31 protein-coding genes are annotated in these 25120 nt (G+C 60.8%); 19 read left to right on the plus strand and 12 right to left on the minus strand.

Annotation, left to right across the window (positions count from 1 at the left end; genetic code table 11):
- Nucleotides 1–65: 65 nt before the first annotated feature.
- From AC2FM5_RS09445 to nthA, 6 genes are all read right to left on the minus strand, one after another.
- Nucleotides 66–779 (minus strand): porin family protein, encoded by a 714-nt coding sequence (locus AC2FM5_RS09445; protein WP_496735210.1) that lies wholly within the window; start codon nucleotides 777–779, stop codon nucleotides 66–68.
- A gap of 86 nt (nucleotides 780–865) precedes the next feature.
- Entirely contained in the window at nucleotides 866–1108 is a 243-nt protein-coding gene (locus tag AC2FM5_RS09450) for a DUF2842 domain-containing protein (RefSeq protein WP_093962533.1), read from the minus strand.
- Nucleotides 1108–2403: an adenylosuccinate synthase gene (locus AC2FM5_RS09455; protein WP_496735212.1), complete on the minus strand. Its 1296-nt coding sequence runs from the start codon at nucleotides 2401–2403 to the stop codon at nucleotides 1108–1110. Before AC2FM5_RS09455 ends, AC2FM5_RS09450 begins: the two co-directional genes overlap by 1 nt.
- 218 nt (nucleotides 2404–2621) lie before the next feature.
- Nucleotides 2622–2948 carry a nitrile hydratase accessory protein gene (locus AC2FM5_RS09460; RefSeq protein ID WP_170338314.1) on the minus strand — a complete coding sequence of 109 codons (327 nt, stop codon included), beginning with the start codon at nucleotides 2946–2948 and terminating at the stop codon, nucleotides 2622–2624.
- The gene (gene nthB / locus AC2FM5_RS09465) at nucleotides 2945–3622 is read right to left on the minus strand and encodes a nitrile hydratase subunit beta (protein WP_496735214.1); all 678 of its coding nucleotides are present in this window, start codon (nucleotides 3620–3622) and stop codon (nucleotides 2945–2947) included. Before nthB ends, AC2FM5_RS09460 begins: the two co-directional genes overlap by 4 nt.
- Nucleotides 3619–4233: a nitrile hydratase subunit alpha gene (gene nthA, locus AC2FM5_RS09470; RefSeq protein ID WP_496735215.1), complete on the minus strand. Its 615-nt coding sequence runs from the start codon at nucleotides 4231–4233 to the stop codon at nucleotides 3619–3621. The genes nthB and nthA overlap by 4 nt, the downstream gene beginning before the upstream one ends.
- Nucleotides 4234–4383: 150 nt before the next feature.
- Here nthA and secG point away from each other — a divergent pair, with 150 nt between their 5' ends.
- The 10 genes from secG to AC2FM5_RS09520 all read left to right on the plus strand — a co-directional run bounded on the left by secG (nucleotide 4384) and on the right by AC2FM5_RS09520 (nucleotide 12081).
- Nucleotides 4384–4749: a preprotein translocase subunit SecG gene (gene secG / locus AC2FM5_RS09475; RefSeq protein WP_093962537.1), complete on the plus strand. Its 366-nt coding sequence runs from the start codon at nucleotides 4384–4386 to the stop codon at nucleotides 4747–4749.
- Nucleotides 4750–4909: 160 nt separating this feature from the next.
- A complete protein-coding gene (gene pyrG, locus AC2FM5_RS09480; protein ID WP_093963011.1) occupies nucleotides 4910–6553 on the plus strand; it encodes a CTP synthase in 1644 nt (547 codons plus the stop codon).
- 80 nt (nucleotides 6554–6633) lie between these two features.
- Nucleotides 6634–6927, plus strand: a complete 294-nt coding sequence (locus AC2FM5_RS09485; protein WP_170435020.1) for a DUF1330 domain-containing protein — start codon at nucleotides 6634–6636, stop codon at nucleotides 6925–6927.
- Between the two features lie 39 nt (nucleotides 6928–6966).
- Entirely contained in the window at nucleotides 6967–7416 is a 450-nt protein-coding gene (locus AC2FM5_RS09490; protein WP_170340012.1) for a tellurite resistance TerB family protein, read from the plus strand.
- 20 nt (nucleotides 7417–7436) lie between these two features.
- A complete protein-coding gene (locus tag AC2FM5_RS09495; protein ID WP_093962539.1) occupies nucleotides 7437–7874 on the plus strand; it encodes a tellurite resistance TerB family protein in 438 nt (145 codons plus the stop codon).
- Nucleotides 7875–7879: 5 nt separating this feature from the next.
- A complete protein-coding gene (locus AC2FM5_RS09500; RefSeq protein ID WP_170366772.1) occupies nucleotides 7880–8623 on the plus strand; it encodes a phosphate/phosphite/phosphonate ABC transporter substrate-binding protein in 744 nt (247 codons plus the stop codon).
- Nucleotides 8624–8751: 128 nt separating this feature from the next.
- On the plus strand, nucleotides 8752–9528 hold the full coding sequence (locus tag AC2FM5_RS09505) for an ABC transporter ATP-binding protein (protein WP_093962540.1): 777 nt from the start codon (nucleotides 8752–8754) through the stop codon (nucleotides 9526–9528).
- A gap of 32 nt (nucleotides 9529–9560) precedes the next feature.
- Complete coding sequence (locus AC2FM5_RS09510) at nucleotides 9561–10310, plus strand: transporter substrate-binding domain-containing protein (protein WP_093962541.1); 750 nt, start codon at nucleotides 9561–9563, stop codon at nucleotides 10308–10310.
- An 80-nt stretch (nucleotides 10311–10390) separates the two neighbouring features.
- On the plus strand, nucleotides 10391–11278 hold the full coding sequence (locus AC2FM5_RS09515; RefSeq protein WP_170358530.1) for an ABC transporter permease: 888 nt from the start codon (nucleotides 10391–10393) through the stop codon (nucleotides 11276–11278).
- Nucleotides 11275–12081, plus strand: coding sequence for an ABC transporter permease (locus AC2FM5_RS09520; protein ID WP_170366496.1), 807 nt, complete (start codon nucleotides 11275–11277; stop codon nucleotides 12079–12081). The genes AC2FM5_RS09515 and AC2FM5_RS09520 overlap by 4 nt, the downstream gene beginning before the upstream one ends.
- A gap of 11 nt (nucleotides 12082–12092) precedes the next feature.
- Here the strand turns inward: AC2FM5_RS09520 and AC2FM5_RS09525 are convergent, their stop codons facing one another.
- Nucleotides 12093–12482, minus strand: a complete 390-nt coding sequence (locus AC2FM5_RS09525) for a MerR family transcriptional regulator (RefSeq protein ID WP_170366497.1) — start codon at nucleotides 12480–12482, stop codon at nucleotides 12093–12095.
- A gap of 98 nt (nucleotides 12483–12580) precedes the next feature.
- Here AC2FM5_RS09525 and AC2FM5_RS09530 point away from each other — a divergent pair, with 98 nt between their 5' ends.
- The 7 genes from AC2FM5_RS09530 to AC2FM5_RS09560 all read left to right on the plus strand — a co-directional run bounded on the left by AC2FM5_RS09530 (nucleotide 12581) and on the right by AC2FM5_RS09560 (nucleotide 19257).
- Nucleotides 12581–12904, plus strand: a complete 324-nt coding sequence (locus AC2FM5_RS09530) for a hypothetical protein (protein WP_496735218.1) — start codon at nucleotides 12581–12583, stop codon at nucleotides 12902–12904.
- A 4-nt stretch (nucleotides 12905–12908) separates the two neighbouring features.
- Complete coding sequence (locus tag AC2FM5_RS09535; protein ID WP_170358525.1) at nucleotides 12909–13127, plus strand: GDCCVxC domain-containing (seleno)protein; 219 nt, start codon at nucleotides 12909–12911, stop codon at nucleotides 13125–13127.
- Nucleotides 13128–13197: 70 nt separating this feature from the next.
- Nucleotides 13198–14517, plus strand: coding sequence for a glutamine synthetase family protein (locus AC2FM5_RS09540; RefSeq protein ID WP_496735221.1), 1320 nt, complete (start codon nucleotides 13198–13200; stop codon nucleotides 14515–14517).
- A gap of 58 nt (nucleotides 14518–14575) precedes the next feature.
- Entirely contained in the window at nucleotides 14576–15256 is a 681-nt protein-coding gene (locus AC2FM5_RS09545) for a type 1 glutamine amidotransferase (protein WP_496735223.1), read from the plus strand.
- Nucleotides 15256–16614 carry a glutamine synthetase family protein gene (locus AC2FM5_RS09550; protein ID WP_170338296.1) on the plus strand — a complete coding sequence of 453 codons (1359 nt, stop codon included), beginning with the start codon at nucleotides 15256–15258 and terminating at the stop codon, nucleotides 16612–16614. Before AC2FM5_RS09545 ends, AC2FM5_RS09550 begins: the two co-directional genes overlap by 1 nt.
- A gap of 12 nt (nucleotides 16615–16626) precedes the next feature.
- Nucleotides 16627–17931 carry an NAD(P)/FAD-dependent oxidoreductase gene (locus AC2FM5_RS09555; protein ID WP_496735225.1) on the plus strand — a complete coding sequence of 435 codons (1305 nt, stop codon included), beginning with the start codon at nucleotides 16627–16629 and terminating at the stop codon, nucleotides 17929–17931.
- Nucleotides 17932–18042: 111 nt separating this feature from the next.
- Nucleotides 18043–19257: a DegT/DnrJ/EryC1/StrS family aminotransferase gene (locus AC2FM5_RS09560; RefSeq protein WP_496735227.1), complete on the plus strand. Its 1215-nt coding sequence runs from the start codon at nucleotides 18043–18045 to the stop codon at nucleotides 19255–19257.
- 48 nt (nucleotides 19258–19305) lie between these two features.
- Here the strand turns inward: AC2FM5_RS09560 and phaR are convergent, their stop codons facing one another.
- The 3 genes from phaR to AC2FM5_RS09575 all read right to left on the minus strand — a co-directional run bounded on the left by phaR (nucleotide 19306) and on the right by AC2FM5_RS09575 (nucleotide 22376).
- Nucleotides 19306–19860, minus strand: coding sequence for a polyhydroxyalkanoate synthesis repressor PhaR (phaR, locus tag AC2FM5_RS09565; RefSeq protein WP_170438704.1), 555 nt, complete (start codon nucleotides 19858–19860; stop codon nucleotides 19306–19308).
- 136 nt (nucleotides 19861–19996) lie between these two features.
- On the minus strand, nucleotides 19997–20443 hold the full coding sequence (locus AC2FM5_RS09570; RefSeq protein WP_170338288.1) for a phasin, PhaP: 447 nt from the start codon (nucleotides 20441–20443) through the stop codon (nucleotides 19997–19999).
- 130 nt (nucleotides 20444–20573) lie between these two features.
- Complete coding sequence (locus tag AC2FM5_RS09575) at nucleotides 20574–22376, minus strand: PHA/PHB synthase family protein (RefSeq protein ID WP_496735230.1); 1803 nt, start codon at nucleotides 22374–22376, stop codon at nucleotides 20574–20576.
- A gap of 111 nt (nucleotides 22377–22487) precedes the next feature.
- Here AC2FM5_RS09575 and phaZ point away from each other — a divergent pair, with 111 nt between their 5' ends.
- Nucleotides 22488–23759: a polyhydroxyalkanoate depolymerase gene (gene phaZ, locus AC2FM5_RS09580; protein ID WP_170337826.1), complete on the plus strand. Its 1272-nt coding sequence runs from the start codon at nucleotides 22488–22490 to the stop codon at nucleotides 23757–23759.
- Nucleotides 23759–24343, plus strand: a complete 585-nt coding sequence (locus tag AC2FM5_RS09585) for a DUF6151 family protein (RefSeq protein ID WP_170443237.1) — start codon at nucleotides 23759–23761, stop codon at nucleotides 24341–24343. The genes phaZ and AC2FM5_RS09585 overlap by 1 nt, the downstream gene beginning before the upstream one ends.
- Here the strand turns inward: AC2FM5_RS09585 and AC2FM5_RS09590 are convergent.
- On the minus strand, nucleotides 24340–25017 hold the full coding sequence (locus tag AC2FM5_RS09590) for an alpha/beta fold hydrolase (RefSeq protein ID WP_174819722.1): 678 nt from the start codon (nucleotides 25015–25017) through the stop codon (nucleotides 24340–24342). The genes AC2FM5_RS09585 and AC2FM5_RS09590 overlap by 4 nt on opposite strands.
- Nucleotides 24932–25120: hypothetical protein (locus AC2FM5_RS09595; RefSeq protein WP_496735236.1), on the minus strand; the 189-nt coding region annotated here is incomplete at its 5' end. The genes AC2FM5_RS09595 and AC2FM5_RS09590, both read right to left, overlap by 86 nt.

A 25120-nucleotide genomic window follows, 5' to 3' on the forward strand; every position in this document is an offset into this window, starting at 1 on the left:
ACCCCCCAACTGCCCAAGACAGGCCGGAGATCCTCTCCGGCCTTTTTTGCATTTTACGAAAAAGCTCAGAACTTGAACGCCAACGCGACGTACGGGCCAGTCAGTATGAGATCGACAACGTTGCGGCCGTCCTCAAAATCAACGCTCAGATGACGGTAGCCGGCTGCAACATCGACGGTCTCGGTCCAGCTCCAATTGGCTTGAACGAGGGCTTCCCACTGGAATTTCGACCCATAGCCAAAACCACCGATGTTGCCCATGGCCGCAAGTTTCCACCGCTCATTCAGCGCACGAGAGTATCGCGCCCCGATGATTGGATCTGTCCAGCTTTGGTCAGTGCTTGCCGGGAAACCGGCCACGGTTGTCGACAGATCAAGATCCCAATGGCGCAGCCCGCCCAGCACCTCAATTCGGGACTGGCTGTCCTCTGCCACCGCGTAGCTGCCCGCGAGCGAGGTCATTATCCCGTCCAGCTCCCAGCTCGCGGCGTTGCTGAATGGTCCGATGGAAACGGTGTCGCCCAAATTCAGATAGTTGAACTCGCCTCCGATCGACCAACGCCCTTTCCGGGCCTCGCCCGCGATCAGGAATGCGCTGTTTAGAATGTCGAAGATGGATTTGCTGCCATCAACCGGAGGGTTCGGCCCAATATCCAGAGAGGTTCTGAAATCCGGCCCCCAGAGGTAAGGGGCAATGACGAATTCCCAATCATCAGCCCAAACGGCACCCGAACTCAAGGTTGAGAGGCTGGTCAATGTGACCAAAACAGCATTTTTCATCAAGGATCCACCTGCCGACGTGTGCTTTTCGAAACTGTTTTTCGGACAAGCCTGTCACGTCTGCAGGTTTCTTACAACGGTCCGGTCTATTGCTGATCTTGATCCGGGTCTTCTTTGCCAACGCCACGAAACACAAATTTGAATGGCAGCGCCCACAGAACACCCAAAACCACATAGACCAGCAGTTCGACCAGGATCGATGGTCGGTCCAGCCAGTTCACGATGGTGACCACCGCCACAATGTACAGCGGCAGCCCCACCAGCAACAGAACCAGCGACCACCGTCTGCGGGCCTTGTAGCTGAGGCCGGGTTTGTCCGCGCCTGCCATCAGTCTGCAAACGGGTCGGTCACCAGGATGGTGTCGTCCCGCTCCGGGCTGGTGGACAGCAGCGCCACCGGGCATTCGATCAGTTCTTCCACCCGGCGGACATATTTGATGGCGTTTGCCGGCAAGTCTGCCCAGCTGCGCGCGCCTTCGGTGGACTCGCTCCAGCCCGGCATTTCTTCATAGATCGGTGTGCACCGCGCCTGCTGATCCGCAGCCGTCGGCAAATAGTTCAAACGCTTGCCGTCCAGTTCGTAAGCGACACAGATTTTCAGCGTCTCGAACCCGTCCAGAACATCGAGCTTGGTCAATGAAATTCCGTTGACGCCGCTTGTGGCGCAGGTTTGCCGCACGAGGCAGGCGTCAAACCAGCCGCAGCGCCGCTTGCGGCCTGTCGTGGTGCCGAATTCATGTCCGCGCTCTCCCAGTCGCTGCCCGTCGGCGTCATGCAGTTCGGTCGGGAATGGGCCTTCGCCAACACGAGTGGTATAGGCCTTGACGATACCCAAGACGAAGTCGATCGAGCCCGGGCCGATCCCCACACCAGTCGCCGCCTGCCCTGAAATCACGTTTGACGATGTCACAAACGGGTAAGTCCCAAAATCGATATCCAACAGCGCGCCTTGTGCGCCTTCAAACAGGATTCGCTTGCCCGCTTTGCGCTTTTCGTTCAGCACTTTCCAGACGGGGGCCGCAAAAGGCAGGATCTGCGGCGCGATTTCCTTCAATTGGGCGATCAGTGCGTCACGATCCACGGCGTCGATACCCAAACCCTTGCGCAGCGGGTCGTGGTGTTGCAACGCCCTATCGACCCGGGCCTCGAGAGTCGCCTCATCCGCAAGATCGGCCACACGCACCGAGCGGCGACCAACCTTGTCTTCATAGGCCGGGCCGATCCCGCGCCCGGTCGTGCCAATCTTGGTGCCCTTGCTCGCTGCTTCCTCGCGCGCGCGGTCCAGCTCGCCGTGGATCGGCAGGATCAAGGGTGTGTTTTCCGCAATCATCAGCGTTTCAGGTGTGATCTCGACGCCTTGCGCGCGGATCGTTTCGATCTCTTTCAGCAGATGCCAGGGATCCAGGACAACCCCGTTGCCGATGACGCTCAGCTTGCCACCACGCACCACACCAGACGGCAGTGCATGCAGCTTGTAGACCTCACCATCGATGACCAGCGTATGCCCGGCGTTGTGCCCGCCCTGAAAACGCGCGATCACGTCTGCCCGCTCGCTGAGCCAGTCGACGATCTTGCCTTTTCCTTCGTCACCCCATTGGGCGCCGACAACAACCACATTGGCCATATCCGGTCCTTTTTGCGCTGAATTACCAAACCCGGCCCATATAGCGGGGCGCAGGCAACAGGGAAACCGGTAATTCGCCGCAGCCACCAATCGCGCCGACGCTCAATGCTCTTGTCGGGGATCATGGCCACCGGACGGAGTCCGCGCCGTTGTTCATCTGGCCGGGAACACACGTGGAAAAGGCCCTGAACGGGCAACACCTTGAAAGCCAACTTGCGCTACAGGCGCACCGGCATTCCGTGAGGCGTCTTCAGATACGCCTCCTCCCAAGCTGCGCGCATTTCGTGGATTTCTTCGGGCAATGCCGTTTCCTGCTCGGCCAAAACCGACTCGAGCGTTTCGAGCCAGGCCATGAAATAGTCGTCGCCCCCGTCCAGCTCGCGGTTCAGCCCGTGGCGCCGCAAAGTCTCGGAGAACCGGGCGGCCCAATCGGTCCAGGAAATCCGGCCGGCCTCGTTCAACGCCACCGTCACCGCAAACACCTGAGCGTGCCAGGGGTTCTCAAAAACCGGTCTTGGGGCGTTGTGATCGGGACAGATGCTCATGCGGGTTCCAGATAGCTTTGCCAGAGATCCAGAATCACCTCGTCATCCGGGTGTTCGGGATTGGCCCACAGTTCCGACGCGGGAAAAGCAACGGCATAAAGCGGCTCGGGCGCTTCACCCAGACCATGCGCGCTGGAGTCCGGCAAGACATGTGTGCCGTAAAACCGCAAAATGCGTCCGGTCGCGCCCGCTCCGTATGCGGGCAGCCGCGTGTGCCCCCCTTCAACAAGACGATTGGCAGAAGGGCGCAGCGTGCGAACGGTCTGGCCGACCTCAAAAGCGGCAGGGATGTTCGACGGGCGATCGGCCGGTCCACCTTTGGCCAGAACTCTGACCACCGCATCTGCCGGCAGTTTTCGCGGAGCAAGCGGATGTGGCCCGTCAACGCCCTGCCCGCGCAGATCCTCGATCTGCAGAACCCCGGTCTCGACCAACAGGTCGGCCAGGGCCGAAATCCATTTCTCGTAATAGCTGAACCGGGCATAGTCCTTGGGGGACAACCTTTCCCGCGCATGGCGCGACGTGTCGATGTTCCATTGGCCCAACGCGCCCGCAGCCAGTGTCACGGCAAGGGCCCGCGCGTGCCAGTCTTCGGCAAACACCGGCACGTCTTCAGGCTCGGGGCGCACCGGCCCGTCGCCGAACCGCCCGCCCATGTCGTGGGCACGGGTCATGCCGGCACCTTCGGCAAACCCGTGCCGATCATGCTGTCGCGCGTGACCAGCGCGGCCAGGTCCTCTTCGCTCAGACCATCGGTGCCTTCTGGGCGCATGGGCAAGACCAGATACCGTATTTCGGCGGTCGAATCCCAGACACGAACTGCGGTACCCTTGGGCAGTTCAACTCCGAACTCAGCCAGGACGCGGCGCGGCTCGCGCACAGCTCGGGCACGGTATGCGTCAGATTTGTACCAGGCCGGGGGTATGCCCAACAGCGGCCATGGGTAACAACTGCACAAGGTGCAGACGACCATGTTGTGCGTCCGGGGAGTATTCTCGACCACGACCATATGTTCGCCCTGCCGGCCATAAAACCCCATCTCAGAGAGCACAGCTGTAGCGTCGTCCAGCAGGGCGCGTTTGAACTCCGGGTCCGACCAAGCTTTGGCGACAACCTTCGCACCGTTTTGCGGACCGATCCGGTTCTGATAGGTGTCGATGATCTCGTCCAAAGCGGCCGGATCGATCAAACCCTTGCGGGTCAGGATCGTCTCGAGCGCTTTGACGCGCAAAGCGGGGTCCGGGGGCAGCAACGCGTGCGGGTGGTCGTGGTCGTCATGTGGCATGGCCGCAGCCTGAGCCAGGCACCGCCGGGTGTCCAGCCCCATTTGGCCAGTTCGGCACAATCCCCGGCGGTGATGGCAACTCGTGGCTTGCCCCCGGCCACAAACTTGCTTAAGTACCCGGCGATACACGCCACGCCGCACAGGAACACCATGGAAAACGTCGTTCTCATCATCCACCTTCTTTTGGCTTTGGGCCTGATCGCCGTTGTTCTGCTGCAGCGGTCCGAAGGCGGTGGCCTGGGCATGGGTGGCGGCGGTGGTGGCGCCATTGCAGGACGTTCGGCAACGACGGCACTGGCAAAGGTGACCTGGATCCTTGCGGCCTGCTTCATCGTCACCTCGATCACGCTGACGATTCTTGCCGCGGAAAAATCAGCTGGAAGCTCGGTCATCGACCGACTTGGCGTTCCGGCTCAGGACGCGACCGAAGAGAGCACACCTGCTGTTCCCTCGGCCGAGGACCTGCTGCCGCCGGCGCAGGGCGACAACGCGCCGCTGATCCCACAGGCCGACTGATCCACAAAACCTAGAAATCTGAAAGAGAACCACAACAGCATCTTGCGGTTCTCTTGCGCTTTTTGCGCGAATCCTTTATACGTGAAGTCCCGTGATGCTGCGGTTTTTTCGAACCGCCGGGCAGTTGATGTTGACGTCTCACGGGGGCAGCCGAAGAAACATGGCACGATTTATTTTCATCACTGGTGGTGTTGTTTCATCCTTGGGCAAAGGGCTGGCGTCCGCTGCTCTGGGTTCGCTTCTGCAGGCTCGGGGATACTCGGTTCGGCTGCGCAAGCTGGATCCCTACCTGAATGTCGATCCCGGCACGATGTCGCCGTTCGAACATGGTGAAGTTTTCGTCACCGACGACGGGGCTGAGACCGACCTGGACCTGGGACACTACGAACGCTTCACGGGTGTTGCCGCACGAAAGACCGACTCGGTCAGTTCGGGGCGGATCTATTCGAACGTTCTGGAAAAGGAACGCCGCGGCGACTATCTGGGCAAGACCATTCAGGTGATCCCGCACGTGACCAACGAGATCAAGGACTTCATCGCCATCGGCGAGGATGAGGTCGATTTCATGCTGTGTGAGATCGGCGGCACCGTGGGCGACATCGAAGGCCTGCCCTTCTTTGAAGCCATCCGTCAGTTCAGTCAGGACAAACCGCGCGGCCAGTGCATTTTCATGCACCTGACCCTGTTGCCTTACATCAAGGCCTCCGGCGAGCTGAAGACCAAGCCCACCCAGCACTCGGTCAAGGAACTGCGCTCAATCGGCCTGGCGCCCGACATTCTGGTCTGCCGTTCCGAAGGACCGATCCCGCAGAAAGAGCGCGAAAAGCTGGCCCTGTTCTGCAACGTGCGCCCCGATGCGGTAATCGCCGCGCAAGATCTCTCGACCATTTACGACGCGCCGCTGGCCTATCACCGCGAAGGTCTCGATCAGGCCGTGCTTGACGCATTCCAGATCAGCCCGGCGCCCAAGCCCGACCTGTCGAAGTGGGAAGATGTCAGCGACCGCATCCACAACGCCGAGGGCGAAGTGAAGGTCGCGATCGTCGGAAAGTACACCCAGCTGGAAGACGCCTATAAGTCCATCGCCGAGGCGCTGACCCATGGCGGCATGGCCAATCGCGTCCGGGTCAAGGTTGAGTGGGTCGATGCCGAGATCTTCGACACCGAAGACCCCGGCCCGCATCTGGAAGGGTTCCACGCCATTCTGGTGCCCGGCGGTTTTGGCGAGCGCGGCACCGAAGGCAAGATCAAGGCTGCGCAATATGCCCGCGAACACAAGGTGCCGTATCTGGGCATCTGTCTGGGCATGCAGATGGCAGTGATCGAGGCCGCGCGCAACGTGGCCGGCATTTCCGGCGCGGGGTCCGAGGAATTCGACCACGAGGCCGGCAAAAAACGCTTTGAACCGGTGGTCTATCACCTCAAGGAATGGGTTCAGGGCAACGCCAAGATCGAACGCAAGGTTGGTGACGATAAGGGCGGCACCATGCGTCTGGGTGCCTACAACGCGGTTCTGACCGAAGGCTCGAAAGTGGCCGAGGTCTATGGCAGCACCCAGATCGAAGAACGACACCGCCACCGCTATGAGGTGGACACCAAGTATCGCGAACAGCTTGAGAAAGCGGGTTTGAACTTCTCGGGGATGTCACCCGACGGACGCCTGCCCGAGATCGTCGAATGGTCGGATCACCCGTGGTTCATCGGCGTGCAGTACCACCCGGAACTGAAATCCAAACCTTTCGATCCGCACCCGTTGTTCCGCGACTTCGTTCGCGCGGCCAAGGACACGTCGCGTCTGGTCTGAAGCGGACTGTACCGCTTGGTCTTGCTTTGCAAAGCGTTCCGGTTCAGTTTGAGCCGGAACGGACAAAAGGAGCAGACCGCGTGAGCAAAGGATACTGGGTGGCCCATGTCGATGTAGACGACATGGAGACCTACAAGACCTACATCGCTGCCAATGGCGAGGCTTTTGCCGAATACGGTGCCCGTTTTCTGGTCCGCGGTGGAAATCGGCAGGTGCGGGAAGGCGCAGCGCGGGCGCGAACCGTCGTTATCGAATTCCCCAGCTATGAGGCCGCCCTGGCCTGCTATGACAGCGATCTGTATCAAAAGGCTAAAGCCTTGCGCGATCCAGTTTCATCCAGTGATCTGGTGATCATCGAAGGGTATGACGCCTAGCACGGACACGGTGACAGAAATACGGATTCCCCAATGCCACTGCTAAAGAACTTCCTGCAGGCTTTGCGCCCCCCTCAGCAGACCACGCTGCCGGACCCTGATGCGGAACTGGCGCTTGGCGCTTTGCTGGTGCGTGTCGCGCAGGCCGACCGCGACTACAAGATCGAGGAAATCAGCCTGATCGACCGCATCCTGGCACGGCTGTACCAGCACAACGCGATCGAGGCCGCCAAGGTCCGCGCCACTTGCGAGAAATTGCACGCCGCAGCCCCCGACACGGATACCTTCGGCAAACTGATCCGCGAAACGACGGATTTGCACGAACGTCTGGCCGCGATGGAGGCCCTTTGGGAGGTTGTGCTGGCCGACGGCAATTCGGACGAGGGCGAGATCAAGATCGTCGAAGAAGCGCGTATCGCAATGGGCCTCAGCTACAATGACAGCCAGGCCGCGCGCGAACGGGTGCAAAGCCGCTTGGACGCGGGCTGAGTGACGGCTATATCTAGGCCATGTTCAACGCCTTCCTGTCCCGGCTGACCCAGCCGCAACCCGACCCACTGACCGATGACGACGCCCGGCTGGCCTTGGCCGCCCTGCTGGTTCGCCTTGCCCGGTCCGATGATGACTATGCCGATACCGAGATGTCGCGCATCGACAAGGTTCTGGCCGAGCGCTACGGCCTGTCCCCGTTCGAGGCCGCAGGGCTGCGCGCCCAGGCCGAAGATCTGGAGGCCGAGGCCCCTGATACCGTCCGCTTTACCCGTGCGATCAAGGATGCGGTGCCGTACGACCATCGCCTCGGCGTGGTTCAGGCGCTGTGGTCGGTGGCGCTGGCTGACGGTCAGCGCTCGCAGGACGAGGACTCGCTGCTGCGGCTGGTCGTCAGCCTCCTGGGCGTCAGCGATGTGGATTCAGCCTTGGCCCGGCAGAAGGCCGCCAAATCGTGACGGCGATGCTGGGCATGTACGACATGCCCGCTTTGCAACCGGCCAACGATCGCTTTTGGAGTTTGATTCGCGCACATTTGGGCGAAGGTCCGAACCATCTGACCCGTGATCGCGATTTCTGGGAGATCTGGCAGGACCCTGACCTTGTCTTTGCCCAGACCTGCGGCATGCCTTATCGCACGCGCCTGCACGGCAAGGTGCATCTGGTCGGCACTCCAGATTATGACCTGCCGGGCTGTCCGCGGGGACACTACTGCTCGGTTTTTGTGGCCCGCGCTGAAGACGCGCGCGATCTGCCTGAACTGGCGGCCGGTTTTTTTGCTTTTAACGAGGCGCTATCCCAATCGGGTTGGGCCGCCCCGGTCACGCATCTGTCCGAACTGGGCCTTGCTCCGGCGCGCCTGCTGGAAACCGGTGGACACGCTTTGTCGGCGCAGGCCGTGGCCGATGGACATGCCGATTTCGCATCGCTGGACGCGCTGACATGGGTGCTGCTGCAAGAGCATACCGATCTGGGCAAGCGTCTGCGCCCGGTGGAAAGCACGCGCCCCACCCCGGCGTTGCCCTACATCACCGCGATCACGCGCGATCCGGTCCCGGTCGCCACCGCGGTTCGCGCCGCGATTTCAGACCTTTCCCCGGCTGATCGGGCAGCGCTGCACATCCGCGGGTTGATCGACATTGCAGCCGATCTCTACCTGGCCGTTCCCAACCCGCCATCGCCTGCGGCTTTGCTGCCTGAAAGCTGACCAATTTGACCACTGACCGTGGCCGAATCGGAGGTTTCGGGACTTGAACTTGTCATTTGCGCATTGCATTGCTCTTGTTTTTCGGCCCTAGTACCGCACCAACGCAATCAACAACACCAGGACGACCCGTGACAGACAGCACTCCCGTCATCGAGATCAAGAACCTGCACAAAAGCTTTGGCAATCTCGAAGTCCTCAAAGGAGTGGACATCACCGCCCATCGCGGCGACGTGGTGTCGCTGATCGGATCATCCGGGTCGGGCAAGTCCACCCTGCTGCGCTGTTGCAACCTGCTGGAAGACAGCCAGGAGGGCGAGATCCTGTTCAAAGGTGAGCCGGTGCGTTGGACCGGAACCCGCGATCACCGCCGCCCCGCCGATCCCAAACAGGTGCTGCGCATCCGTACCAACCTGTCGATGGTGTTCCAGCAGTTCAACCTTTGGGCCCACATGACCATCTTGCAGAACGTGATGGAAGCCCCGATCACCGTGCTGGGCCGTGACCGGCACGAGGTCGAGGACAGCGCCCGCAAATACCTGGACAAGGTTGGCATCGGCGACAAATGCGACGCCTATCCCGCGCAACTGTCGGGCGGCCAGCAACAGCGCGCCGCGATCGCGCGAGGCCTGTGCATGGAGCCCGAGGCGCTGCTGTTCGACGAGCCGACCTCGGCACTCGATCCCGAGCTGGAACAGGAAGTGATCAAGGTGATCAAGGATCTGGCCGCGGAAGGCCGCACCATGATCATCGTCACGCACGACATGCAGATGGCCGCCGACATCTCAAGCCACGTGGTGTTTCTGCACCAGGGCCTGATTGAAGAAGAAGGCTCGCCCGAAGATATTTTCACTGCTGCCGAATCCGAAAGGCTTCGGGGCTTTCTCTCCGCCACAAAGGCGGCATAAAATCAGGACAGAACCAAACAGGGGAGTTACCAATGAAAAACCTGATTCTGACCACTGCAGCGCTGGCGCTTGGCGCTGGTATGGCCATGGCCGACACGGTCCGCATGGGCACCGAGGGCGCCTATCCTCCGTACAACTTCATCAACGACGCCGGCGAGATCGACGGCTTCGAGCGTGAGGTCGGCGACGAGCTGTGCAAACGCGCCCAGCTGGAATGCGAATGGGTCAAGAACGACTGGGATTCGATCATTCCGAACCTGGTCTCGGGCAACTACGACACCATCATCGCGGGCATGTCGATCACGGCCGAGCGTGATGAGGTCATCGACTTCACCCAGGACTACTATCCGCCGACCGCTTCGGCCTATGTCGCAACCTCGGCGGATGCTGACGTGACCGGCGGCGTCGTCGCCGCACAGACCGCCACCATCCAGGCCGGCCACGTGGCCGAGTCGGGCGCAACTCTGGTTGAGTTCGCGACGCCCGAGGAAACCATCGCCGCCGTGCGCAACGGTGAGGCTGATGCCGTTCTGGCCGACCGCGACTACCTGGTGCCGCTGGTCGAGGAATCGAATGGCGAACTGGTCTTTGTCGGCGATCCGGTTCCGCTGGGCGGTGGCGTCGGCATGGGCCTGCGCGAAAGCGATGCCGAACTGCGCGGCAAGTTCGATGCCGCCATCACCTCGATGAAAGAGGACGGCACCCTGAACGAGATGCTGAAAAAGTGGTTTGGTGAAGACACCGCCACCTACGCACCTGACGGCTCGGTCGTCACCAACTAAGCATCCGGTCCTGCGGTTCGGCGCCACGCGCGCCGAACCCACCCCGGCCCGCGCCGGACCCGACGTTCGAAAGACGCCCCATGTTTTCCTACTGCGCTGATCCCGACACGCTCGGCACGTTCCGCTGGTTTTCATGCTATCTGACCAACGGCGTGCACTGGTCGTTCTACCTGTCGTTCATCAAGGTTCTGGCCTTGCTGGCGGTGACGGCCCCGGTGGCGTTGGCTTTCGGCTTTGCGGGGGCCATGGCGGCGCGGTCGCATGTCCCGCCACTCGGTTGGCTGGGCAAGGGCTATATCGCCATCGTGCGCGGTGTGCCCGACATTGCGTTTTTCCTGTTTTTCGTGATCGCCCTGGACCAGGGGTTCGAGTGGATGCGACATCAGGTGCTGTGTCCCGACTGGACCGATCCGATCCGCCAGGGCAACGATTTCCTCGTCTGCCCCCAGGCCAAGCTGCCGCTGGGCACCGCACCGGAATGGGTGCACGAAACCTACGGCTTTTTCCTGGCCGTCATCACCTTCTCGATCGTGTTTGGTGCCTTCGCCGCCAACGTGCTGTTCGGCGGCATGCGCGCCGTGCCGCTGGCGCAGCTTGAAACCGCCGAGGCCTATGGCATGACGCGCCGCCAGACCTTCTGGCGCATTCTCGTGCCGCAGATGTGGGTCTATGCCCTGCCCGGCCTGTCGAACCTGTGGATGGTGCTGATCAAGGCCACGCCGCTGCTGTTCCTGCTGGGGGTCGAAGACATCGTCTATTGGGCGCGCGAGCTGGGCGGCACCAAGACCTCGAAATTCACCGCCTATCCGCATGGCGACTGGCGCATGTGGTACTTCCTGTTCCTGCTGGTTTTCTACCTTGGCATGACCCGCGTTTCCGAGATCGGCCTCGAACGGCTGATGCGCCGGCTATCTCACGGTCAGGCCACATCGGGCGGAGAGCTGCTGCGCAAGGAGACCACCGCATGAGCTGCCTGCAGACCATCCAGGATTACGGCCTGCGTTCGATCGGGTTTGGCGAGCGCCTGCTGCCGCGCAGCGATTTCACCCTGTGCGAACAGTTCACCCTGATCGGTTCAGGGATGATCTGGAACATCTATTTCGGCGTGATGGCGCTGGCCACCGGGTTCTTCCTGGCCACGGCCGTGGCCCTGGGCAAGGCGTCCAGCCGCAAGTGGCTGCGCAAACCCTCCGAATGGTTCATCTTCATCTTCCGCGGCTCACCACTGTTCATCCAGTTCTTCTTTGCCTACTTCCTGTTCCTGTCGCTCAAGAAGACCTACCCGATGTTCGACGCCTTCACCTCGGCCTGGCTGGGGGCGCTGATCGTGCTGTTCCTGAACACTGCCGCCTATTCGGGCGAGATCTTCTATGGCGCGCTGCGGTCGATCCCCAAGGGAGATATCGAGGCCGCCGATGCCTATGGCATGTCCGGCTGGTCGCGCTTCCGCCGGATCGTGTGGCCCACCATGCTGCGACTGGCCTGGCCCGCCTACACGAACGAGGCGATTTTCCTGTTCCATGCCACCACGCTGGTCTTCTTCTCGGCCTTTCCGGCCTGGCAGCAACGCGGGGACGCGCTCTACTATGCCAGCTATTTCGCCGACAAGACGTTCAACCCGTTCGTCCCCTACCCGATCCTGGCGTTCTATTTCATCCTGCTGACGCTGGTGATCGTGGGCGTGTTCGGCCTGATCAACAAGCGGCTGAACCGGCACCTGCCGGTGGCGCGCAAGGCCAAGATTCGGTTTCGCCTGAACCTAGCGCGCTGAGGCGCCGGGACTCAGGCCATCCGCAACCGGCCCAGCATCGGGCAATCCACCGAGCCTTCGGCGCAATTTGCCGTCAGCTCGCCCAGGGCGGCCTCCAGCCGTTGCAGTTCGGCGATCTTGCGGCGGACGCTGTCCATGTGACCTTTGGCCAATGCGCTGACCTCGGCACAATCGGCCGCGCCGCCCTCGGACAGGTCCAACAAGGCCTTTGCATCGCCCAGCGAAAACCCAAGGTCACGGCAGCGTTTCAGAAACCGCAACCGCCCCACATCCTGCGCGGAATACAGCCGCCGATTGTTGGCCGCCCGCGCCGGGCGCGGCACGATGCCTTCACGCTCGTAATACCGGATGGTTTCGATTCCCACGCCGCTTTGACGGGCCGCTTCACCGATCGCAATCATGTGACCTCGTTTCGCTTGATCCTGTAGTGGCTACAGGATTTATACCTCTGCCCACACGCTGCGGCAATGCTGCGGCCCCTGAATGACGGAGGAACAAAATGTGCGGATTTCTCGGCCTCAGCTTTGCCGGATCCCTGTCGGACTTGGGCGTGGGCGCATGCTGCGTGCTGCCGATGACGATGATGTTGCTGGGCCTTGGCGGCAATTGGCTGGCCGTCTTTGGTCAGATCGCGGCGCTCAGTTACCATGTTCTGGCGGCCTCGACGGTGCTTATCGCGGCGGCGTGGCTGGTGGCCTATCGGCGCGACAAGATGCGCCATCTGAAATGGGGCTTGGCGGCCAGCACCGCGATGACCGCCCTCGCCTGGGTCGTCGTGTTCAACGAGGCCCGCATCAACGAATTTCTGATCCAACAGATGTGAGACCATGACAGACACGCCCGTAACGCTTGAAAGCACTCTGACCTGCCCCGCCTGCGGCCACGCGCAGACCGAGACCATGCCCACCGACGCCTGCCAGTGGTTCTATGAATGCAGCGCCTGTCACACGGTACTGAAACCCAAGCCGGGTGATTGCTGTGTCTATTGCTCGTACGGAACCGTAGCCTGCCCGCCCATTCAGCAAGGCGACAGCTGCTGCGGATAATTTGATCAAATATCGTGACAAGGGCATAAAGCTCGACTAGGTTTGCCGCAGCACAGCTACGGAGCCCCAGATGGACCTTGCCGCCCTGCATACATTTCGCGTCGCCGCCTGTGACCTGAACGGCCAGATGCGCGGCAAACGCGTGCCCCCGTCTTACGCCGACAAGCTGGACAGCGGCGCAGTGCGCATGCCGTTTTCGGCGCTGAACGTCGATCTGTGGGGCGCCGATATCGAGGGCAGCCCGCTGGTGTTCGAAACCGGCGACGCCGATGGCGTACTGCGCCCGACCGAGCGCGGCCCGGTGCCGATGCCCTGGCTGACCACACCCACGGCGTTGGTGCCGATGTGCCTGTACGACGATCACGGCACCCCCTTTGCCAGCGACCCCCGCCACGCGCTGGCCGCAGTCCTGTCGCGCTATGCCCAGCGCGGATGGAAAGTTGTTGCCGCGACCGAGTTGGAGTTCACGCTGCTTGACTCCTCGGATGTGCAACCAAAGCCCCCGCACAATCCGGTCACCGGCCGTCGGCTACGCGGCGAGGCGGTGCTGTCGATGGCCGAAATGGACGCCTTCGACGCCTTTTTCACCGAACTTTATGACGGGTGCGCCGAAATGGGGATTCCCGCCCAAACGGCAATCTCAGAGAGCGGTATCGGCCAGTTCGAAATCAATCTGAACCATCAGGATGCCATGCGCTGCGCCGATGATACGTGGCTTTTCAAGGCATTGACCCGTGGGTTGGCCCGCAAGCACGGCTTTACCGCGACCTTCATGGCCAAACCCTATGCCGATGATGCGGGGAACGGTATGCATGTGCACTTCTCGGTGCTGGATGACCAGAGTCGCAACGTGTTTGACAATGGCGGGCGTGAAGGGACCGAAATCCTGCGCTCTGCCGTCGCCGGCTGTCTTGCCGCCATGCCCGGCAGCACGCTGATCTTTGCTCCGCATGGCAATTCTTACACGCGGCTCGTGCCCGGAGCTCATGCCCCCACCGGCGCGGCCTGGGCCTATGAGAACCGGACCGCGGCAATCCGCATTCCGGGCGGTGCGCCCGCCGCCCGCCGGATCGAACATCGCGTGGCCGGCGGCGACATCAACCCTTATCTGATGCTGGCGGCGGTTCTGGGCGCGACTCTGATCGGCATCGAGGACGGCCTTCAACCCCCGCCCCCGATCACCGGCAATGCCTACGAGATCGAAGGGCTTCCGCAATTGGCGGGGGACTGGGATTCGGCCATTTCGGCATTCGAGACGGACCCGATCATCGCGCGCATCTTCTCCGAGGATCTGATCCGAAACATGGTGATGACCAAAAGGCAGGAATCCGCACGCTTTGCCGACATGGACCCCGACAGTCACTGGCTGAGCTATCTGGAGTCCGTATGATCCTCTTGCCCGTGGATCGAGACTCGGGTAGATTGAATTTGATCAAATTTGGTGACTCATGAAAATCGGCATACTGCAGACCGGCCACGCGCCCGAACCGCTGGAACGATCGTTCGGCGACTACGACCTGATGTTTCAACAGCTTCTGGACGGCAACGATTTCGAGTTCGTGACCTATGCGGTGGTGGATGATGTGTTCTCCGACAGCGCAAGCGACTGCGATGGATGGGTGATTACCGGCTCGCGGCATGGCGCCTACGAAGATCATCCGTGGATCCCCAAGCTCGAGCAACTGATCCGCGAGATCCAAGCGGCACGGAAACCGTTGATCGGGGTCTGTTTCGGCCACCAGATCATCGCTCAGGCGTTGGGCGGCAAGGTTGAAAAGTTCGACAAGGGTTGGGCGATCGGACGCACGGAGTATGACTATGACGGGCGCAAGGTGTCATTGAACGCATGGCACCAGGATCAGGTGACGGCCTTGCCCGACGGCGCCCAGCTATTGGGTAGCAACGCGTTCTGCAAGAACGCGATGGTTGCCTACGGGGACACGATCTGGACGGTGCAGGCACATCCCGAATACTCCAACGATTTCATTCAGGGCCTCATGGAGACACGCGGTAAAGGCGTGGTGCCCGACGCCCTGATGGACGACGCAAAAACCCGATGGAACGCTCCGGATGACAACGCCAATATCGGGCGTTTCATGGCAGAGTTCCTGAAGAAAGAGAGGGCCTGATGGCCGACTGGACAGACCAACTTCCACAAGCAGCACGGGATTACATCGAAGGGCACCGGCTGGACGAGGTCGAATGCATCATCTCAGACCTGCCGGGGATTGCCCGCGGCAAGGCAGTTCCGGCATCGAAATTCGCCAAGCAGGCCTATTTCCATCTACCCGACAGCATTTTCTACCAAACCATCACTGGTGACTGGGGTGAGGCCGCGGGTGAGGATGGGTTCATCGAACGCGACATGATCCTCAAGCCCGATTTCAGCACGGCCTCGGCGGCACCGTGGACCGGTGACTGGACCCTTCAGGTGATCCATGACGCCTACGACAGGGACGGCGATCCGATTCCGTTCAGCCCGCGCAACGTGCTCAAACGCGTGGTCCAGCTGTACAAGGACAAAGGGTGGAAACCGGTTGTCGCGCCCGAGATGGAGTTCTTTCTGGTTGCCCGCAACGTGGACCCGGCCAAGGGGATCGAGCCGATGATGGGCCGCTCGGGCCGTCCGGCTGCCGCGCGGCAGGCCTATTCCATGACCGCCGTGGATGAATTCGGCCCTGTGATCGACGACATCTATGATTTCGCCGAGGCACAAGGGTTCGAGATCGACGGCATCACCCAGGAGGGCGGCGCCGGTCAGCTTGAGATCAACCTGCGCCATGGCGATCCGGTCAAGCTGGCCGACGAGGTGTTTTATTTCAAACGCCTGATCCGCGAGGCCGCGTTGCGTCACAACTGCTTTGCCACCTTCATGGCCAAACCGATCGAGGACGAGCCGGGATCGGCCATGCACATCCATCACTCGATCATCGACATGGAGACGGGCAAGAACCTGTTCTCGGGGCCTCAGGGCGGCGAGACGGACGCGTTCTACAACTTCATCGCCGGTCTGCAGCTGCACCTGCCCGCCGGGCTGGCGGTGATGGCGCCCTACGTCAACTCGTACCGGCGCTACGTCAAGGACCATGCCGCCCCGATCAACCTGGAATGGGCGCGCGACAATCGCACCACGGGGATACGTGTGCCGCTGTCGGGTCCCGACAGCCGCCGGGTGGAAAACCGCATCGCCGGGATGGATTGCAACCCCTATCTGGGCATCGCCGTGTCGCTGGCCTGTGGCTATCTTGGTCTGGTCAATCAGGACCGCCCGCGCCGTCAGTTCTATGGCGACGCTTACGAAGGTGACGGCGACATCCCGCAGGTCATGGGCAACGCGCTGGATCTGTTCGACGAGGCCGAAGCCTTGCATCAGGTTCTGGGCCCCGAGTTCGCACGGGTCTACAGCATCGTAAAACGCGCCGAGTACGAGGAGTTCCTGCAGGTGATTTCGCCGTGGGAGCGTGAACACCTGCTGCTGAACGTCTGAGCCATGTGCGCCATGAACCTGCTGTACAGCAATGACAAACGCGGCACCTACCCGCCCAGCTGGTATGCCGCCACCGCGCACCCGCGAACCCCGACCGAGCCGCTGCGCGGCGATGTCACTGCCGACGTTTGTGTCGTGGGTGGAGGGTATACGGGCCTTTCGACCGCGCTGCACCTGGCCGAGGCCGGTTTCAGGGTGGTCCTGCTTGAAGCGCATCGCGTGGGTTTCGGCGCCTCGGGGCGCAACGGCGGGCAACTGGGCAGCGCCCAGCGCATGGATCAGGAGGACCTGGAAAAGCTGGTCGGGCGCGACGACGCGGCCAAGCTGTGGGATCTGGCCGAAGACGCCAAGACGCTGGTCAAATCGCTGATCGAACGCCACGGCATCGATTGCGACTTGAAACCGGGCATCGCCACGTTGGGCTTCAGCGACGGCGAACGCGCCGAATTGCACGCTCACGCCGATCACCTGAAAACCGCCTATGGCTATGACCAGATCGAGCTGCTGGATGCTGAAGCCGGGCGCGCGCTCTGCCCCTCGCCGGCCTATGCGGGCGGATATCTGGACATGGGCGCGGCCCATCTGCACCCGCTGAACTATGCACTGGGTCTGGCCGAGGCCGCCTTGACCGCCGGCCTGACGCTGCACGAAAACACCGAGGTGCTGGGCATCGAGGAAGGCCCGCGCGTCACCGTTCGCACCGAACAGGGTTCAGTCACGGCCGACCATCTGGTTCTGGCCTGCAATGGCTATCTGGGCAACCTGAACCGCAAGGTCGCGGCGCGGGTCATGCCGATCAACAACTTCATCGCCGCGACCGAGCCTCTGGGCGCCGAGGCCGCAAAGGTTCTGACGCAGGACGTGGCCGTTGCCGACACGAAATTCGTGGTGAACTATTTCCGGCTCAGCGCCGATGGGCGGCTGTTGTTCGGCGGTGGCGAGAGCTATGGCTATCGCTTTCCATCCGACATCGCCGCCAAAGTCCGCAAACCGATGACCGAGATCTTTCCGCATCTGCGCGACGTTCGGATCGACTATGCCTGGGGCGGTACGCTGGCCATCACCATGCGGCGGATGCCCTACCTGACACGTCTGGCGCCAAACATCCTGTCGGCTTCGGGCTATTCCGGTCATGGAGTCGGCACTGCGACCCATGCCGGTCAGTTGATGGCGCTGGCCATCCAGGGCCAGGCCGAAGGGTTCGACACGATGGCTCGCGTGCCCGCTCTGCCCTTCCCCGGAGGCTCGGCCCTGCGCAGCCCTCTGCTGGTGCTCGCGATGACTTGGTATGCCCTGCGTGATCGGCTGGGCTTTTGACCCACCACTTGTGACGGTTCGGTGAAATTTCGCCCAGCAGGCGAATGAAGGCTTGGTTTGCTCAGCTTTTCATTTTATCTTTTCCAAACATAGAATTTGGGATTATCAAATATGACGCTGCCACCCAACGTCCATGACGCCGAACCCATCCCTGCCGCTGCCAAAGACGCGATCGAGTCCCTGATGCAATCCGGTGACCTGTTCCGCTATACCGCGCCGCAGGACGCGCCGGTTGCTTTGCTTGAAACCGAGTTCGCTGAGTTGCTGGGCAGCAAATACGCGCTGGCGGTGTCGTCCTGTTCGGCGGCTCTGTTCCTGTCGCTCAAGGCGCTGGGGCTACCGCGGGACGCGCGGGTGCTGATCCCGGGCTTTACCTTTGCGGCGGTGCCCTCGTCGGTGGTGCATGCAGACTGCGTTCCGGTCCTGTGCGAGGTGGGCGACAATTACCGCATCGACATCGACGATTTTGCGGCCAAGCTCGACGGGGTTCAGGCGGTAATCATCAGCCACATGCGCGGCCATACCTCGGACATGGAAGCGATCATGGCGCTGTGCGACACGCGCGACATCCCAGTGATCGAGGACGCGGCCCATTCGCTGGGCACCACTTGGCATGGCCGCAACATCGGCACCATCGGCAAGGTGGGCTGTTTCTCGTTCCAGTCCTACAAGATGATCAACGCAGGCGAAGGGGGCATCCTTGTCACAGACGATGCCGACCTGGTCGCCCGCGCCGTGATCATGTCGGGCGCCTACGAGCACAACTGGAAAAAACACAAAGGCCCGCACGGCCAGAATACTCCCGACCTGGAGCTGGCCTTTGCCCGCTGGCAGAACAAGCTGCCGCTCTACAATCTGCGCATGAGCAACCTCAGTGCCGCGGTGATCCGCCCCCAACTGCCCGAATTGGCGCGGCGGGTGCGGGACGGGCTGGCCAACCACGATTATGTCGCGCAGCGCCTGAACAGCTCACCGCACGTCCACGTACCCGACCCGCTGACACCGGAACGGCGTGCGCCGGATTCGATCCAGTTCAACCTTGTCGACCTGAACAAAGACCAGATCAAGGCATTTGCCGCTGCCGCCGAGGGCCGTGGCGTCAAGGTGCAGGTCTTTGGTCTGAGCGAGGACAACGCCCGCGCCTTCTGGAACTGGCAGTTTCTGCCAGAGCAGGTCGAGTTGCCTCGAACACGCGCAATGCTGATGTCGGCCTGTGACGTGCGTCTGCCGGTGCGCCTGACCCGTGCTGAACTGGATGTAATCGCCGACATCATCCTGGCCTCGGTCGGCGAGGTTACCGCGCCCGAAGTGGCCTTCGGCACCTGACCCCAACACAAGAAAGACAAGGCCCGGGTTGTCCGGGCCTGTCTGGTATCAGCTGAGCTTGGAAAGCTTCTGCTGCAATTCAGCCAGTTGTTTCTTGATGTCGTCCAGGTCTTCTTTGGACTCGGACTTGCCTTCTTCGTCCTTGTCCGGCCCGGACCAATTGCCCGACAGCCCGCCTGTCATGGCCTTCAGGAACGCCTGCTGCTGCGCCTGCATTGCTTCGAACCCAGGCATGCTGCTCATGGGGTTCATCGCATTCATGTTTTCCATCATCTTGGCCTGGCTTTCGCGCAGCATCTCAAAGCTGGACTGCAGGAATTGCGGCATCATGCCCCCGCCCGGCACCATGTAGCTGCGGACAAGGTCATTCAGCACGTTCACAGGCAGAACGTTCTCACCCCGGCTTTCATGTTCGGCAATGATTTGAAGTAGATACTGTCGTGTCAGGTCGTCGCCGGTTTTCAGGTCGATGATCTGAACCTCGCGCCCGTCGCGGATGAACCCAGCGATGTCCTCGAGCGTGACGTAGTCGCTGGTCTCGGTGTTATACAGCCGACGGCTGGCATACCGCTTGATCAGCAGAGGTTTTTCTTTGTCCGACACCGTTTACCCTCCCCAAGGATGATGCGTTGCAGCAGAGGTTATGCGACTGCAGAACAAAAAGAAAGGGCAGGTCAATGGACCTGCCCTTAGCGATTGCACCAATTTGGGAGGGATGGGTGCGTTTCGCGGATCTTGCTTACTTGGCAGCCGTTGCTTTCTTGGCAGCAGCGGTCACTTCGTTGGTGGCTTTCTTGACGGCCGCGGTGGTTTCTTCCGCAGCTTCTTTGCCAGCAGCCATCAGCAGCTCGACGGTTTCCGACTGAACTTTCTTGGCGATTTCAGCGAAAGCAGCCAGGTTCTCGGCAGCAACTTCAGCCGAAGCGCTGGCGAAATCGGTTGCTGCTTTGGCGTAGTCGGCCGGCTCTGCTTTGGCTTTCGACATCTCGCTCAGCTTGGCCAGAGTTTCCTTGGTCCACTTGTTCGAGATTTCAGCCGATTTCTCGGCAGCTTCCAGAGCAACACCCGACAGCTTTTCGTTCAGCGAAGCGGTCGATTTGAATGCATTTTCAACGGCGGAGGTGTCCACCGGGAACGCGCCCATCATGTCTTTCATGATCGCAGTAAAGTCTTGGGTCTTTGCCATTGTCCTAATCCTTTCAGCCGGTCCGGGCCCACCCCGGGTTTCATCAGCTTGAGGACAATATGATTGCTGCGACGCAGCATTTCAAGTTTTTTGTTGCTGCACCGCAGAATTTTTTAGTTTCAATGTGAAATCAAGACTTTGGTTTGGCGACTACATAGGTTCCCGGCGCCGGAGCCAACGGTGGATGGCTCGAATCACCCGGTTCGCGTGCCGGAACCTGCTTGCCAGACCGCTTCTTCAACCAAGCCTCCCAGCGGGGCCACCACGAGCCTTCGTGGAAGCTTGCCTCTTTCATCCAGGTATCGGCACCCGCCTTGAGATCGGGGTTGGTGTAGTGACCGTATTTCTTTTTGCTGGGCGGATTGACGATGCCTGCAATATGTCCCGATTCCGAAACGATGAAGGTTTTGCTGCGGGAACCCATTTTCTGCACACCGCGATAGCAGTCCTTCCAAGCGGCGATATGGTCCGTCTCGCAGGTGATCGCCATCAACGGCACATCCACGTCGCGGACATGCAGCTTGTGGCCCATCAATTCGAACCCGTCCGAGGCGAACTCGTTGCGCTGACACAAGCCACGTAGATACTGCACCGCCATTTTCGCGGGCAGGTTCGCGCCGTCCCCGTTCCAGTACAACAGGTCAAAGGCGGGAGGCGTTTCGCCCAGCATGTAGCTGCGGATAGCCGGTCCATAAACCAGGTCGCGAGACCGAAGGAACGACATCGTGCGCGCCATGATCCATGACCGCAGCACACCTTCCTTGTTCACCTCTTCCTCGATCCCGTCGATGAAATCATTCTGCAGGAAGGGGGTAAACTCGCCCTGATCCGAAAAATCGGTCAGCGCCGTAAAGAACGTGGCGGATTTGATCGACTTGTCACCGCGCTGTTTCAAAAGCGACAGAGTGAGGCTCAAGGTCGTTCCGGCAATGCAGTACCCGACCGCATTGACTTGTTTGACCTTGCAGATCTTCTTGGCCTCTTCGACCGCCGTCAGGAATCCGTCCTGAACGTAGTCATCCATTCCCGTTTCGGCATAGCTGGCATCCGGATTGACCCAGCTGACGACGAACAAGGTATAGCCCTGATCGGTGATCCACTTGATCAGACTGTTTTGTGCCTTCAGATCCAGAATGTAGAACTTGTTGATCCAGGGCGGGAACAGAACGACGGGGGTTTCATAAACCGTCTCAGTCGCAGGACTGTACTGGATCAGTTCCATCATCCGATTTCGATAGACGACTTCGCCGGGCGTTGTGGCCAGGTTGCCGCCCACCTTGAACGCGTTTTCATCCGCCAGCTTGACGATCAGCTCGCCATCATTGGCTTCGAGATCGGCAACAAGATTCTCCAGCCCTTGGATCAGCGACTGGCCATCGGTTTCGATCGCCTTCTGCAGAGCGTCGGGGTTGGTCGGCAGGAAATTCGTCGGCGACATCATGTCGACAATCTGCTGCGAGAAGTATTTCAGCCGCCGCTTGTCCTTGGCGTCCAAGTCCTCGACCGACTCCACCGCGTTCGCGATGGCTTCGGCATTTGTCAGGTATTGCTGGCGGACGAGACGGAAATAGGGGTTCGTATCCCACAGCGGGTTCGAGAAACGTTTATCCTTGCTCGGAGCCTCGTCCGCTTCTCCTTCACCCGCCATCAGGGCCTGCTGCGCCGCAGCAAAATTCAGGACGGACTTGCCCCAGTATTCCAGCTGTTGTTCCAACAACTTGGCCGGATTTTGCAGGGCCTCGGCCCAATAAGCTGTTGCTGCTCTTGCAAAAAGTTCCTGATTCGGGCCGTCCAGCGCGGGAGTATGAGCTTTTTTCGACGCCATCACCTCGATCAGCCGCTTGGACAGATCTTCGACTTTCAGCATGTTTTCCTTAAGGCGTTCAACGTGTTCGTCACTTAAGTCGGGCATGTGGCCTTCACTTGTTGTCATTTTAACAAATCCCCCCTAACCTCGCTGCTGTGCAGAATATCGTCGTGGGCACCGGGGGGCAAAGCGACGAATGGTCCGAACTCTCAGGCTGACATTTAGGAGGCCATTCCCGTGCGTTACATGATGACCTACGACCTGATGGAAACCATGCGCAACACCAACCAATGGCTTGGTGCAACCGCAAGCGCGATGGCGTCCTACCCCCAGTTTTCCATGATCCCCAATCCGGCATTCAACTGGATGGCCGCGTGGGGCGAAGTAACCGAACGCACGTTTCAACGCATGGTCGTGAAACCCGATTGGGGTATCCGAACGTTTACCTGCGAAGACGGCAAAGATCATCTGGTGGATGTCACCTCCGTGCTTGAACGCCCGTTTGGCGATCTGGTCCACTTTCGCGTGAATGGCCGCAAAGAGCAACCGCGCAAGGTGCTGTTGGTTGCGCCGATGTCCGGACACTACGCCACCCTGCTGCGCTCGACCGTGAAGAGCCTGCTGGTCAACTGCGAAGTCTACGTGACCGATTGGCATAACGCGCGCGACATCCCCGTGTCCGAAGGCAAGTTCGATGTCGAGGACTACACCCTGTACCTTGTCGATTTCATGAAGGAGTTGGGGCCGGACACGCATGTCGTCGCTGTCTGCCAGCCCGCGCCACTGACCCTCGCGGCGACGGCGTACCTTGCCGAAACCGACCCCAAAGCGCAGCCCAGCACGCTGACGCTGATCGGTGGCCCGGTTGACCCTGATGCAACCCCGACCGAAGTCACCGATTTCGGCCGCCGAGTGACCATGGGCCAGCTTGAGGAAACGATGATCCAGCGGGTGGGCTTCAAGTACAAGGGCGTGGGACGCATGGTTTATCCCGGGCTTCTTCAATTGGCATCCTTCATGTCGATGAATGCCGAGCGCCATGGCAAGGCGTTCTCCGACCAGATCCAGCGCGTCATGCGGGGTGAGGCGTCGGATCATGACGCCCACAACCGTTTCTACGATGAATATCTGGCCGTGATGGACATGACGGCAGAGTTCTACCTCTCGACGGTCGAGCGGGTGTTCAAGAACCGTGAGATCGCCCGGAATGAGTTCATCGTGGCTGGCCACAAAGTCGACATCGGCAAAATCACGGATGTGGCGGTCAAGACGGTCGAAGGCGCCAATGACGACATCTCGGCCCCCGGTCAGTGTATCGCGGCGCTGGACTTGTGCACCGGCCTGCCCGACAGCAAGAAGGCCAGCCATGTCGAACCCGGCGCGGGCCATTACGGTATCTTCGCCGGACGCAGTTGGCGTGACAATATCCGCCCGCTGGTCATAGACTTCATGAACGAAAACAGCCGCAAACCGCGCCGCCGCGCGGCCAACAGCAACAAGGTTGCTTGATGTCCGCAGACCCGGCGCCTGCCCTTCCGTTCGCCTGCAACTGCGGTGAGATTAGCGGCGAGATCACGGCCAAAGGGGTGTCCAGTGGCACCCATGTCGTCTGTTTCTGCCCAGATTGCCGCGCCGGACAGCTGTATTTCGGTCAACCTGACCCCGCACCGGGACCGGTAGACATTTTTCAGATGTCGCCCGAATATATCCGCATCACCAAAGGCGCCGAGTACCTGGCCGTGATGCGGCTGGGACCCAAAGGTCTGTTTCGATGGTACGCCAAATGCTGCAACGCGCCTTTGGCGACCACCACCAGCAGCATGAAATTCCCCTTTGCCGGATTTGATGTCGCCAGGTTTTCCGATCCATCCCCTCTGGGGCCTGTGAAGACCCGCGCCCATGTCCCGCAGGCGAATGGCAAATGGAAGCACGAAAATGTGGCTCCTGCTGTTTTCGGCATGATCCGCAGAGTCATTGCGGCGCGCCTTTCCGGTCGTTGGAAGCAAACTCCGTTCTTCGACGTCGCAACCGGCGATCCGGTCGTGGCTCCGCATGTCATCAGCCTTGAAGAACGCAAGGCGCTGTACGACTAGAAAGCCCGCACGGGTATGTTCAACCAGTCGGACAGCGCGTCGGTGGTTTCACCCGGCGCTTCAAGCGTTGGAAGATGCCCCGCCATGTCCACCACATGCAAGGCTGCACCGGGGATCAACTCGGCCATGAAACTGTGTTTTCTGACCGGCGTCAGAGTGTCGTGTGCCCCGCACAGAACCAATGTCGGCACCTTTATTCGCCGCAATGTGCCCTGCTGATCCGGGCGGCGCTGCAGAGCGCGCATTTGGCGCACGAACAGTTCCGGTCCCAGCTCCAGCGCCATTTCCAGCATGTCGTTCAATATCGGGATCCGCTGCGGTCCGGGGGCCAGCGTGTCCGAACCCAGAACCTTGCGCATGACATCCTCAAGACGGCCAGCCTGTGCCGCAACGATCAGCTCTTCGCGGTCAGCGGCGATCTGGGGGGTATCGGCCTGCGCATCCGTCGCCATGAGGCAAAGGCGGGTCACGCGTTCCGGGGCGCGGCGCACCAGTTCCAACGCAACAATGCCCCCCATGCTCAGACCAGCCAACGCAAAGCGGTGCGGCAACTGGTCCAAAAGCGCCGAGGCAATCTCTTCGATCCGATCACCGCCGCCGATCGGCGCGACCATTACCGGCCTGGTCTGAGACAGCCGGGTTGTCTGTGGCTGAAACAGCCGTGCATCGCACATCAATCCTGGCAACAAGACCAGCGGCTCGATCACGCAGGGCCTCCTTGTACTGGCCGATCGGCTCGGCCGTTTTGTTGATCAGGATGAGAGTTTCGGCGCAGAC

Source organism: Ruegeria sp. BHSA162 (assembly GCF_059613385.1).

Bases quoted from the DNA above. Each gene is read 5' to 3' on its own strand.
- AC2FM5_RS09555 (WP_496735225.1), top strand. From the start codon at position 16,627: ATGAACCTGCTGTACAGCAATGACAAACGCGGCACCTACCCGCCCAGC.
- AC2FM5_RS09540 (WP_496735221.1), top strand. From the start codon at position 13,198: ATGGACCTTGCCGCCCTGCATACATTTCGCGTCGCCGCCTGTGACCTG.
- AC2FM5_RS09500 (WP_170366772.1), top strand. From the start codon at position 7,880: ATGCTGGGCATGTACGACATGCCCGCTTTGCAACCGGCCAACGATCGC.
- nthB (WP_496735214.1), bottom strand. From the start codon at position 3,622: ATGACCCGTGCCCACGACATGGGCGGGCGGTTCGGCGACGGGCCGGTG.
- AC2FM5_RS09560 (WP_496735227.1), top strand. From the start codon at position 18,043: ATGACGCTGCCACCCAACGTCCATGACGCCGAACCCATCCCTGCCGCT.
- AC2FM5_RS09450 (WP_093962533.1), bottom strand. From the start codon at position 1,108: ATGGCAGGCGCGGACAAACCCGGCCTCAGCTACAAGGCCCGCAGACGG.
- AC2FM5_RS09460 (WP_170338314.1), bottom strand. From the start codon at position 2,948: ATGAGCATCTGTCCCGATCACAACGCCCCAAGACCGGTTTTTGAGAAC.
- AC2FM5_RS09520 (WP_170366496.1), top strand. From the start codon at position 11,275: ATGAGCTGCCTGCAGACCATCCAGGATTACGGCCTGCGTTCGATCGGG.
- AC2FM5_RS09445 (WP_496735210.1), bottom strand. From the start codon at position 779: ATGAAAAATGCTGTTTTGGTCACATTGACCAGCCTCTCAACCTTGAGT.
- AC2FM5_RS09495 (WP_093962539.1), top strand. From the start codon at position 7,437: ATGTTCAACGCCTTCCTGTCCCGGCTGACCCAGCCGCAACCCGACCCA.
- AC2FM5_RS09545 (WP_496735223.1), top strand. From the start codon at position 14,576: ATGAAAATCGGCATACTGCAGACCGGCCACGCGCCCGAACCGCTGGAA.
- AC2FM5_RS09530 (WP_496735218.1), top strand. From the start codon at position 12,581: ATGTGCGGATTTCTCGGCCTCAGCTTTGCCGGATCCCTGTCGGACTTG.
- AC2FM5_RS09570 (WP_170338288.1), bottom strand. From the start codon at position 20,443: ATGGCAAAGACCCAAGACTTTACTGCGATCATGAAAGACATGATGGGC.
- AC2FM5_RS09535 (WP_170358525.1), top strand. From the start codon at position 12,909: ATGACAGACACGCCCGTAACGCTTGAAAGCACTCTGACCTGCCCCGCC.
- nthA (WP_496735215.1), bottom strand. From the start codon at position 4,233: ATGCCACATGACGACCACGACCACCCGCACGCGTTGCTGCCCCCGGAC.
- AC2FM5_RS09515 (WP_170358530.1), top strand. From the start codon at position 10,391: ATGTTTTCCTACTGCGCTGATCCCGACACGCTCGGCACGTTCCGCTGG.
- AC2FM5_RS09510 (WP_093962541.1), top strand. From the start codon at position 9,561: ATGAAAAACCTGATTCTGACCACTGCAGCGCTGGCGCTTGGCGCTGGT.
- AC2FM5_RS09590 (WP_174819722.1), bottom strand. From the start codon at position 25,017: ATGTGCGATGCACGGCTGTTTCAGCCACAGACAACCCGGCTGTCTCAG.
- AC2FM5_RS09455 (WP_496735212.1), bottom strand. From the start codon at position 2,403: ATGGCCAATGTGGTTGTTGTCGGCGCCCAATGGGGTGACGAAGGAAAA.
- AC2FM5_RS09585 (WP_170443237.1), top strand. From the start codon at position 23,759: ATGTCCGCAGACCCGGCGCCTGCCCTTCCGTTCGCCTGCAACTGCGGT.
- secG (WP_093962537.1), top strand. From the start codon at position 4,384: ATGGAAAACGTCGTTCTCATCATCCACCTTCTTTTGGCTTTGGGCCTG.
- pyrG (WP_093963011.1), top strand. From the start codon at position 4,910: ATGGCACGATTTATTTTCATCACTGGTGGTGTTGTTTCATCCTTGGGC.
- AC2FM5_RS09525 (WP_170366497.1), bottom strand. From the start codon at position 12,482: ATGATTGCGATCGGTGAAGCGGCCCGTCAAAGCGGCGTGGGAATCGAA.
- AC2FM5_RS09550 (WP_170338296.1), top strand. From the start codon at position 15,256: ATGGCCGACTGGACAGACCAACTTCCACAAGCAGCACGGGATTACATC.
- AC2FM5_RS09575 (WP_496735230.1), bottom strand. From the start codon at position 22,376: ATGACAACAAGTGAAGGCCACATGCCCGACTTAAGTGACGAACACGTT.